The 10,892-nt window shown below is 43.0% G+C and carries 8 protein-coding genes; 5 read left to right on the top strand and 3 right to left on the bottom strand.

Going from position 1 to position 10,892, the window contains the following annotated elements; translation table 11 throughout:
* The first annotated feature begins 85 nt into the window (after positions 1–85).
* The 4 genes from MRK00_09820 to MRK00_09805 all read left to right on the top strand — a co-directional run bounded on the left by MRK00_09820 (position 86) and on the right by MRK00_09805 (position 4,407).
* Positions 86–1,171, top strand: a complete 1,086-nt coding sequence (locus MRK00_09820; protein MDR4517664.1) for a helix-turn-helix transcriptional regulator — start codon at positions 86–88, stop codon at positions 1,169–1,171.
* 188 nt (positions 1,172–1,359) lie between these two features.
* Positions 1,360–2,436, top strand: a complete 1,077-nt coding sequence (locus MRK00_09815; GenBank protein ID MDR4517663.1) for a hypothetical protein — start codon at positions 1,360–1,362, stop codon at positions 2,434–2,436.
* A 352-nt stretch (positions 2,437–2,788) separates the two neighbouring features.
* Entirely contained in the window at positions 2,789–3,706 is a 918-nt protein-coding gene (locus MRK00_09810) for a hypothetical protein (GenBank protein MDR4517662.1), read from the top strand.
* Between the two features lie 128 nt (positions 3,707–3,834).
* Positions 3,835–4,407 carry a DUF2272 domain-containing protein gene (locus MRK00_09805; GenBank protein ID MDR4517661.1) on the top strand — a complete coding sequence of 191 codons (573 nt, stop codon included), beginning with the start codon at positions 3,835–3,837 and terminating at the stop codon, positions 4,405–4,407.
* Positions 4,408–4,555: 148 nt separating this feature from the next.
* On the opposite strand, the gene MRK00_09800 is transcribed toward MRK00_09805, so the two are convergent.
* Positions 4,556–5,313, bottom strand: a protein-coding gene (locus MRK00_09800; GenBank protein MDR4517660.1) for an IS5 family transposase whose coding sequence is annotated in 2 segments (ribosomal slippage) — positions 4,556–4,962 and positions 4,962–5,313 — 759 coding nt in all. Because the reading frame shifts where the segments join, the coding sequence is not laid out codon by codon here.
* Positions 5,314–5,541: 228 nt separating this feature from the next.
* On the opposite strand from MRK00_09800, the gene MRK00_09795 reads away from it, so the two are divergent.
* A complete protein-coding gene (locus MRK00_09795) occupies positions 5,542–6,555 on the top strand; it encodes an NAD-dependent epimerase/dehydratase family protein (GenBank protein ID MDR4517659.1) in 1,014 nt (337 codons plus the stop codon).
* A 119-nt stretch (positions 6,556–6,674) separates the two neighbouring features.
* On the opposite strand, the gene lon is transcribed toward MRK00_09795, so the two are convergent.
* Both lon and clpX read right to left on the bottom strand, forming a co-directional pair.
* Positions 6,675–9,092: an endopeptidase La gene (lon, locus tag MRK00_09790; protein ID MDR4517658.1), complete on the bottom strand. Its 2,418-nt coding sequence runs from the start codon at positions 9,090–9,092 to the stop codon at positions 6,675–6,677.
* 465 nt (positions 9,093–9,557) lie between these two features.
* Positions 9,558–10,835 carry an ATP-dependent Clp protease ATP-binding subunit ClpX gene (gene clpX, locus MRK00_09785; protein ID MDR4517657.1) on the bottom strand — a complete coding sequence of 426 codons (1,278 nt, stop codon included), beginning with the start codon at positions 10,833–10,835 and terminating at the stop codon, positions 9,558–9,560.
* Positions 10,836–10,892 lie beyond the last annotated feature (57 nt).

The following is a 10,892-nucleotide window of genomic DNA, read 5'->3' as shown; positions in this document are numbered from 1 at the left end:
ACGCCGTAACGCGCTTTTAAGCGAGATCTTGAACAGGTTCTCAACAATTCATCTTAATTTCAAAAATAGTAATGAGGGCTAAAAGATGGATAAAGATATCGCTATAGACGGTCTTGCCGACGCGGATCGCCAAAAAACGCTGGCTATTGTTAACTGGCTAAACAACTGCCAACATAGAAACGACCTCAATCAGGTTCTAAAAGAAGCTGTGCTGCCATTACTGGCCTGCAATGGCGTATTTTATGTACGGCTTGCAGATGATCACAGCAATCCGCAATTGATCAACAGCATTAATCAGTCAACCTGCTGTCAGCATAGCTGGATGCGGTTTTTAAATACCGCCATACAAAAACCGGCCGCAACACAATCCTCAACCGGCAATCCAAACCCGCTGCTGCCTGTCGGGGTTGACATGAGCATGCGATGCAACGGTACAGAAAACAGTTTCCATCATTCTTTCGATCAGAATTGGCAACAATCGCACCACTGCTCAACAATGCTGACATTCCGCGACGATCAAAGCCAGGCCTGTCAGTTTTACTTTTGCCGCTTGCATGAAAAACCCCAAATATACAGTCCGCGCGATTTTGCGTTATTAAACATACTCAGGCCATCCCTGCTGCAAGCGTTCAGATTCATACAATTTCAGGAAAAAAGCCTGAACGCCGACCAGATTACGCAATTCTGGTCTGAACATACCGAACCCGTCGCTGTCATCCGCAGCGATGGCAACACCCTTTTCCAGAGCCATGCTTTTGAAAAGATTATCAAACAGGAATTCCACTCATTCCAGTCAACAGCGGCAACACTTGTTAAAAGCGCCCAGCGGGAAAAACTGGAATGGTTCAGCTTTTTGTCAAAACTCGGCAGGCGCTTATACGAAATCAAACTGACGCTGATCAACCATGACGCTAACTACCAGCGTTGCACCTACCTGATGCACTTATCGCGCGTCGCCCACCAAATCGGAAAAATTTTCAACCAGTTGAACCGTAAAGGACTGACCCACCGCGAACTCGAAATCGCACTGCTGATCTTCCGTGGCACCGCAACACGAGACATCGCCGAAACAATCCACCTGAGCTATCACACCGTGCGCAACCATATTAAGAGCATTTACAGCAAACTGGGGGTCTCGTCGCGCGAGGAGATGCTGGTGTGGGTTGGGTAAAGGCGAAAACCAGTGTCTTTTATATAGGAATTAGCAGCTACCTTGCACATGAAAATTGAAAATGACTCAATTGGGTTATTTATTAACAAAAATGATTAAAGTATAAATTTCTTCAAAGTGGATACTCACTTAGTTTAAGGTTTGATATACCAATTTTGTAAGGACTAACATAAAAAAGAGGGAAGAAAATGAGACGGTTATTTCTATTAATGTTTTTAGCGGTATTTCTCAGTGGCTGTTCATCAATTAGCAGAAATTTATCTAATCTAATATTTCCACCGTATCCAAATTCTGATCAACGGAAAGGTGAGGCTGTTTCACTTTCGTTCCAATATCACACTGATGTAAATAACAACGAAGATCGAGATAATATTAGAAGCGGATGGCAAGGTTGTATCGATAATAACGCCAATCAACCACATAGTTTTGTTATAGGCGGCGCGTTGGGAGCAGCTGCACTTACATTTGCAATTCAACAAGCACAACAATTTCTCAAAGATGAGGCAAAGCGATATAGTGCCTCTTACTCTGCTATTGGAATCGGCGACCATTTTTATACGGGACGAGGATCAACCGTACATGAACCTAACCCAAATGATAGTACAAATACAATAGAGGTATTTAAGCCTGATCTTAAGAAAAGTTGTGAAAAGATTGTTGCAACTGATCTAAAAAGCATGACTTTAAAGCGGACAGTTTCTGGTGAAGACAACAAAGGAAACAAAGCATCTATTCCAGCAATGGAATTGACATTCGATATTGACAGTTCATTAGACGGTACCGCTTTCCAAATCAAACCTGGAAAAATAACAGTATATAAGTCTAAAGCCAAAATTGCAGCCATTGACTTTAGCAGACCTTTGGGGTTTGATTTACTTGCTCCCTGGACGATATTTAATTTGAACAGCCCAGCAGAACTATCATTATTGAGACCTCAAAAAGTTGATGTTACCGTTCAGATATCAATCATGGCCGTATGGGTAGACAATAAGGAAGTAGGCCATAGCGAATTAATCGCCTCAAGAGAATTTAAAGTCAGCAATCTGACGCTAGGAACAGAAAAACAAATACCACAAACTGACAAACAGCTTTTCCCAGCTATTCCAAGATCATTTTTCGATAAAGATAAATATGGACTTGGTAATTTTGTCGTCAGTGTTAATGTGACCGAATATGATAATTTTGCCGAGCGTGTTCAGGAGCTGGATAAAGGACTGGAAAAAAACAAAGACGGTATCATTAAACGTTTTACGGATGATATCTAACCTGTTTATATAAAAAATGGCTGACACTTCTTCTGGTTTATTGTCAGCCATTATTTTTCTCATATTCCCATGTGAGGAAAGCATCCATCTTAAATCTTATAAATTACAGTCGATGGAGCCGTGCTATGCATACCATACACAAACAAATATTGATCTTACTTGGAGCAATTCTCTTACTAAGCAGTTGCTCAAATATTGAAGCCCGCAAAAATAATTTTGAAATGCCAGTCCGCTCTGGAATGGTGATGGAAATCAAGCCCTCAGTTATTGACAATTTCGATACAACACCAGACAAGCTGCAAATTTACTGGTTTGGCACAGCCGCACATATATCCAATTCGGAGAAATAGGTGTGCTTACAGACCCATTTGTCACCACGGGCAAGAATCTGAAAAAAGTCTTATCCGACAAGCAGGAAGTTGAAAGAACGTTGGGACAACTCAAACAGGCCCCCGATGCTATTTTTATCGGTCATTCGCATATTGACCACCTTCTGGATGTGCATACCGCAATGCTCGAACTCCCAAATTGGCAAAATGTCCCTTTATTTGGGAGCCTAACCACTCAAAACATCTTAAAAGGGCATAAGAATACTGATCTGGACAAACGCGTTAACATTGTCGACACGAAACAACCGGGCCAATGGAAATCCATACCGATTTCGAACCAGAAGCGCAATAAAGGTTATTCCATAGAGTATATGGCGTTGGAAACGGCTCACACGCCCCATTTCTCATTTGACTTGAAATTTTTTGGTATAGAAAAAGCATTTGACCATACCTTTCTCGATCGAAAAATTGAAGAACCTCTGAAACACCTGCCACGCAAACTTACAGATTACCCTTCGGGAGAAGTCTATAATTTTTTATTCAAGTTAAAACATAATGATACCGAGTTTATCGTGCTCATGTTGGGTTCGCCAATGCCTTTAGCAGACTATCCGGACAGCCTGCCCCCTGGTGATATTCCTATTGATGTGGTTATCGGTCTTGCAGCGAGTGCTGATAACGTTGAAGATTACCCAAAAAAACAAATAGCTCGCTTAAAACCCAGAGTCGTCATACTTTCTCATTTCAATAACTTTCTTAACAAAGATGAAGATGAGATCCTGCACATTTTGCATAAGCCTGTAGTTGATATAAAGCAGTATTTACTGGATGTGCAGAAGATTGCCACATATCCGAATTTCGAAAAAATTCTGGTGCCGGCAATTACGGAATTTGAGAATGATTCAATCAAAAATGTGGTAATCGTGAAACCAAAAAAATAGCGAATTAATTCACATTGTCTTTTTAGCGCCGTGTACATAGAATGATATTTCGAAAATTACTCAAAAGTATAAATCGCAATAAGTAATTTTTATATCCCATAAATATTTAAACTCTGAATGCATAAAAAATGATTACAAAATACGTCAAAAAGTTAACTGAGATTGTAGAAGAACAATATAATTTATATCGCTACAATGACGAAGATGACCCTAATCTATCAAAGCAGATACGAAAATATTGGGAAGATATCGGTGAAAATTTTCCCGGTGTAAAAAAAGCATGGTCGGCTGTTTTTGTTTCTTGGTGTATCAAAAAAGCTGGCGCAACAAAAACTGAATTCAAATTTCACCCTAGACATGCTGCGTTTGTCCATAAAGCTATTGAAAACGCAGACAAAAACCAAGGTGTGTTTCGTGGGCATGACATTTCTAGCTACGCACCTGGTCTTGGTGATATTATTCAAAATAACCGTAGTGATAACAGCTTTGACTTTGATTTTGCAAAGAAAAATAAAAAATATTTGTCGCACTCAGCTATTGTCATCGGAAAAGGTACTGACAGATCAGGAAACTACGTAATGACCATCGGGGGTAATGAAAGTAACACAATTAGCAAGAAACGGATTCAATTGTTATCAGATGGATTAATAAAACAGCGCAATAATAATCCTTACATTTGCATCATCCAGAATATGAAGTAATCCGTTTTAGCAAGTAGCCCGGACGGAGCTCGCGAAATCCGGGTAATTGAATCAGTCCCACTCCAAGCTCCAGCAAAATTACATTCCAAACCGATACGGTTGATTACGCTTTATTGTGTTTTTTTAGCCGGATTGGTAGAGAGTGTCGTCACGAGATACTAGCCCAAATAGCGATGCATCGTATATGGACAGCCGCCAGAAACGATGCAGCATTCTTCGCATATCGTGTTGCAATGCCTCTCCAACGCTTTAGATGTAAGAATGCATTTTCCACTAAATGTCGATATTGGTATAAGTTTTTATCATGATTACGCGGGCGAATACGATTTTTCTTCGATGGAATTACTGGTTCTATTTGTTTAGTCTCACAGTGTTCAACTATCTCATTGGTATCATAAGCCCGATCAGCCAACAAATAGTCGGCATTGATGCCTCTGATTAATTCAACAGCTTGTGTACAATCCGCTGTGGTACCGTCTGTAATAAACATTCGGACCGGCATACCATGCGCATCCACGGCCAGGTGTAATTTCGTGTTGAGCCCCCTTTTGTGCGATTCATCGCTTGGTTCCCGCCTTTCGCGCCAGATGCATGCGGATGTACTTTAATATGACTGGCATCAATCATTAACCATTCGTAGTCCGGATCATTGACCAGTAATTCCAGTAACTTTTCCCAAACCCCTTTGTCCCGCCATCGGCAAAATCGTCGATGCGTGTTCTTCCAGTCGCCGTAATCCGGCGGCAAATCCCGCCAGGGTGCGCCCGTACGTAAAATCCAGAATACCGCGTTGATAAACTGACGATTATCTTTTGCAACACCTCCCCACGATCGCCCTGGCAAATGGGGTTCCAGTAACGACCAGACATGATCTGACAGATCATGTCTACGATGAGCTTCTGACATATTATTACCATTTATAATAATCACTTACAGCATAATTATATAGTAATTTCTAACTTGTGACGACACTATCTAGCAAATGCAGTATTATTAACCGTAAAGCGGGTACAAAATCGTATTTAAGGTTTTTTAAAAAAGAACGATCTTTGAACGCATCCGTTCATATTGTTCAGTAAAATCATGAAGTAACCAAATTCTCTCAAAACCCGGAAACATCAAGAGGTAAACATTATGAATTCCGTTCTTGTTACTGGCCCAACCGGGTTTCTTGGGTACCATGTCATAAAACTGCTAAATGAAAGAGGCATTTGTCCACGCGTTTTCTTGCCTACCCGGATCGAACCTGACTCGTTCGCAATGCTTGCGCTGAATAACCAGAATGTCGAAATTGTGAAAGGGGACATCAGCGATATCGATATCCTGAGAAATGCCTGTAAAGACGTTGACACGGTATTCCATTTGTACTTCGCAATTGCCCTGGGTAGCGGAGAAGCATCGGAACAACATCTGCATAATGAAAATGTAATAGGCACGTCTAACCTGGTGGATGCTGCCGCACAGGCAAATGTTTCAAGAATCGTTATCAGCAGCAGCGCCCTGACTGTAGGTATGCACCATGATGCTTCACCATTGGATGAAACCGCAGATTGGGAAGATCACAAACTTTCACTTTCCTATGCCGTGTCCCGGCGTCATGCCGAGCAGGCAGCATTGGCAAAAACAGCACCGGGTGATCCTGATATTATTGTTGTAAATCCGTCATTTACACTCGGACCAGAGGATTGGGCCGGCGCGCCCGCAAACAAACTGGTTATGCGGATGAGCAAGCCGGGCTTTCGTTTTACAGCGCCAATCGGCTTCGGCGTTCTTGATGTGAGAGACTATGCTGACGGGGTTCTGCGTGCGGCTGAACGAGGGAAATCCGGTCAACGATATATTCTGAGTAGCCACAATATCAACGCCGAGCGCCTGATCGAGGAAGTTGCCGAGATTGTTGGTTTTCGGCCGCCAAAGCTACGCATTTCACTGCGCGCATCATTACTTTATCCGATTATCCTTATCATAGCGCTTATTAGTAAAATAACCGGGAAACCTCCCAAAGTATCGAGCAATGTACTTGAAATTTGGAACCGGTATGCCTGGTACGATACCAGCAGAGCCCAAAATGAATTAGGCTGGCGTCCGCGTCCCTTACGGCAATCGCTGCAAGATACTATTGAATGGCACCGTCAGCAAGAAAATTAACCCGGTGGGCTTGCACGCTGTAATAGACGTTTGGCTCCAATCTGGCTTCACGCCATGCGTTTTCGACAGCGCGTGACACTGAACAAATCAGCGCCACGCGCTTAACGCAGTAAAACAATTTAATGCTTAATAACGCGCGCAGTCATTTTATCCTCGGCGCCCGCTTGCATTGAAGCCGCTGAAGCGGATATTGTGGTCGGCAAAGATTGCGGTTTGTGTTCAAGGGCAATATCCAGAACCTGATCAATCCATTTCACCGGTTTGATAATCAACTGACTTTTGATATTGTCAGGAATATCCACCAGATCCTTGGCATTTTTTTCCGGAATAATCACTTTTTTGATACCGCCACGATGTGCGGCAAGCAGTTTTTCCTTGAGCCCGCCGATCGGGAGTACTTCACCGCGCAATGTGATTTCTCCGGTCATTGCCACGTCCGATCTGACGGCGATGTTTGTTAGAACAGACACCATGGACACACAGATACCGATACCTGCACTCGGACCGTCTTTAGGGGTAGCGCCTTCCGGCAGATGAATATGAATATCCTTCTGTTGATAAAAATCTTCCGGTATGCCTAGCAGGTGAGAACGGCTCCGCACAACCGACAACGCCGCCTGTATGGATTCCTGCATGACTTCGCCCAGTTTTCCGGTGGTAATGGTTTTTCCTTTACCGGGCACCACGACTGCTTCTATCGTCAGCAATTCGCCACCCACTTCGGTCCATGCCAGCCCGGTAACCTGACCAACCTGATTTTCTTTCTCGGCCACACCATATGAAAAACGGCGTACACCCAAAAACTTGTCAAGATTACGCGATGTGACAGAAACTTTAGCTTTTTCCTTGTCAAGAAGCAGCATCTTGACTGCTTTCCGGCATATCTTGGAAACTTCACGCTCCAACGAACGCACACCTGATTCACGTGTGTAGTAACGAACAATATCCCTTAGCGCAGTATCTGAAAGTATGAGTTCGCTTTTCTTCAGACCATGATTTTTTAATTGCTTTGGCAACAGGTATTTTGCCGCAATGTTGAGCTTTTCATCCTCGGTATAACCCGACAATTGAATCACTTCCAGCCGGTCAAGCAATGCGGGTGGAATATTCAATGAATTTGCAGTGGCAACAAACATCACTTCGGATAAATCGTATTCAACCTCGACATAATGATCGACAAAGGTGTGATTCTGCTCGGGATCCAGCACCTCCAATAGTGCTGAAGAAGGATCTCCGCGAAAATCCATTCCCATCTTATCCACCTCGTCCAGCAGGAATAGCGGGTTCTTGACGCCCACCTTGGTCATATTATGCAGAATTTTACCGGGCATCGAACCAATATAGGTTTTACGGTGCCCGCGTATTTCTGCTTCGTCCCGCACTCCTCCCAGCGCCATGCGCACAAATTTCCGGTTTACCGCGCGCGCTATGGATTGCCCCAGCGAGGTTTTACCCACTCCCGGCGGTCCCACCAGGCAAAGTATCGGCGCTTTCATTTTGTCAACGCGTTGCTGAACGGCCAGATACTCGATGATTCTTTCTTTGACTTTCTCCAGACCATAGTGATCTTCATTCAGAATCGTTTCAGCCGCCTCAAGATCTTTACTGATTTTGCTTTTCTTCTTCCACGGCAAACCTACCAGCGCATCGATATAATTGCGCACTACAGTCGCTTCCGCTGACATGGGCGACATAAGACGTAGTTTCCTGAATTCAGACTCGGCTTTTTCTCGCGCTTCTTTGGGCATTTGAGCGGCTTTTATCTTCCGTTCGATTTCTTCCAGATCTGCACCATCTTCACCCTCGCCCAGTTCCTTTTGAATGGCCTTAACCTGTTCATTCAGGTAGTAGTCACGCTGGCTTTTTTCCATCTGGCGCTTGACTCTTCCGCGTATGCGCTTTTCAACCTGAAGTATATCCAGTTCCGTCTCCAACAGCCCCAGCAAATGTTCTAGCCGTTTTGTGACATCAAATATTTCAAGCACGTCCTGTTTCTGCTCCAGCTTCAGCGGCAGATAAGCAGCAATTGTATCGGCCAGACGCCCGCCTTCATCAATGCCGCCTAATGAGGTAATAATTTCAGGCGGTATTTTTTTGTTGAGTTTTACATACTGGTCAAATTGAGTCATCAATGCGCGTCGCATTGCTTCAGCTTCAGGCTTATCATCCAGCTCCTGTTGAATCCGTACAGCCTTGCCATCAAAGTGACTCTCGGAATCAATATATTCCAATATACGTGCACGGTTATTGCCTTCAACCAGAACCTTTACCGTGCCATCAGGCAATTTAAGCATCTGAAGAATGTTTGCAATACTGCAAACATCATACATATCCTCAGGTTCCGGATCATCTTTGGAAGCTATTTTCTGCGCCACCAGCAGAATATTTTTATTGGATTCCATCGCAAGCTCAAGTGCTTTGATCGACTTTTGTCGTCCTACAAATAATGGAATCACCATATGCGGAAATACAACCACATCCCGCAGCGGGAGAAGTGGCAGTATCAATTGTTCGGAATCATCAACTAAGGAAGTCATATACAAAATTTCCCAAAATAGGTTATTACTCTTAGATAGAGTATATGGCCGTTCAACAAAATCTCAAGACAAATATACAGTAACACACATCCACTTGCTAAATAATAAAAACAGCAGGGATTTTTCAGTTTTGTTTAATGGCTTTCAAAAGATTACAGTGGCGCAAAACGGATACGTTTTCTTTAGGCTATGCCTGTTAAACACGAACAGACTGTCAGGAAATCACAGAAAACTAAAACAAGGAAAGGCAGAACAGGAATATTCTTTAGGGTATCTCTAAAAATTCAGCGATTTAATCATGACCAGGCAAGAACAAAAATTAACACCATATCATATTGAAATACAAGGAAAATCCTTTGAGAACAACAAAGCATTGTAACAAAATATGTATTTTAAAACCGCCCATTATTCCTGGGGCGATTTATAAATGCACATCAAAAGATTTTCCTGTCAATCGGACATGAATTAACTTGAAGTTTTGGCAACTTTCTGCTGATCCGAGTATATCAAAATCGGTTTGATATCTTCATTTGCAACATTATAGTCAATCACAACTTTGGTAACATTTTCCAATGAAGGCAGATCGTACATAATATCCAACAGGATATCCTCCATGATTGAACGTAAGCCGCGCGCACCCGTTTTGCGTGACAAGGCTTTTCCGGCAATTGCCCTGAGAGCCGGTTCACGAAATTCCAGATCTACCCCGCCCTCCATATTGAACATTTTCCAATACTGTTTGACCAATGCATTTCTGGGTTCGGTTAATATTTGCACCAAAGCATCTTCATTCAGCTCGTCAAGCGTTGCGACAACAGGCAGGCGGCCAACAAATTCCGGTATCAAACCAAATTTGACCAGATCTTCCGGTTCTACACTCTGTAAAACTTTATTGATATCTTTTCGCTTCTGGCTTCTGACATCCGCGCCAAATCCAATACCGCCCTTCTCTGAACGTGCACGGATGACTTTATCCAAACCATCGAATGCGCCGCCACAGATAAACAATATGTTTGTTGTATCAACTTGAACAAATTCCTGATTCGGATGCTTACGACCGCCCTGTGGCGGCACCATCGCGGTAGTGCCCTCAATCAGCTTCAACAACGCCTGCTGCACACCTTCACCGGAAACATCACGGGTAATCGATGGGTTATCGGACTTACGCGATATCTTGTCTATTTCATCAATGTAAACAATACCACGCTGTGCTTTTTCGGCATCATAGTTACACTTTTGCAGCAGCTTCTGAATGATATTCTCAACGTCCTCGCCTACATAGCCTGCTTCAGTCAGTGCGGTCGCATCCGCCATGATAAAAGGCACATCCAGCAATCGCGCCAGTGTTTGCGCCAACAATGTTTTACCCGAGCCAGTCGGCCCAATCAGTAAAATATTGCTTTTGGATAATTCTATATCATCGCCATCATTTACTTTCGCCATATTCTTCAGGCGTTTATAGTGATTATAGACAGCAACAGATAAAATCTTTTTTGCAGCGTCCTGACCAATGACGTATTGATTGAGCGTCTGATTGATCTCCTGCGGTACAGGCAAATTGGATTTAACCAGTTTGGTTGCTTCATCGCCCTGCATTTCTTCGCGAATAATATCATTACAAAGCTCGATACATTCATCACAGATAAATACTGATGGACCTGCAATCAATTTTCGCACTTCATGCTGACTTTTACCGCAAAAAGAACAATAAAGCAGTTTTTCGCTATTCGTTTTGTCTGGCATATACTTCTTACCCTGGCGTCATCAAGCCGATATGTGTTAAAAAATAATAATCGCTTT

The sequence above is a fragment of the Nitrosomonas sp. genome (assembly GCA_031316255.1).
In the GTDB taxonomy this organism is placed as follows: Bacteria; Pseudomonadota; Gammaproteobacteria; order Burkholderiales; family Nitrosomonadaceae; genus Nitrosomonas.
Note: the sequence above shows the minus strand (reverse complement) of the source record. Positions and strands in the feature narration are given on the sequence as shown.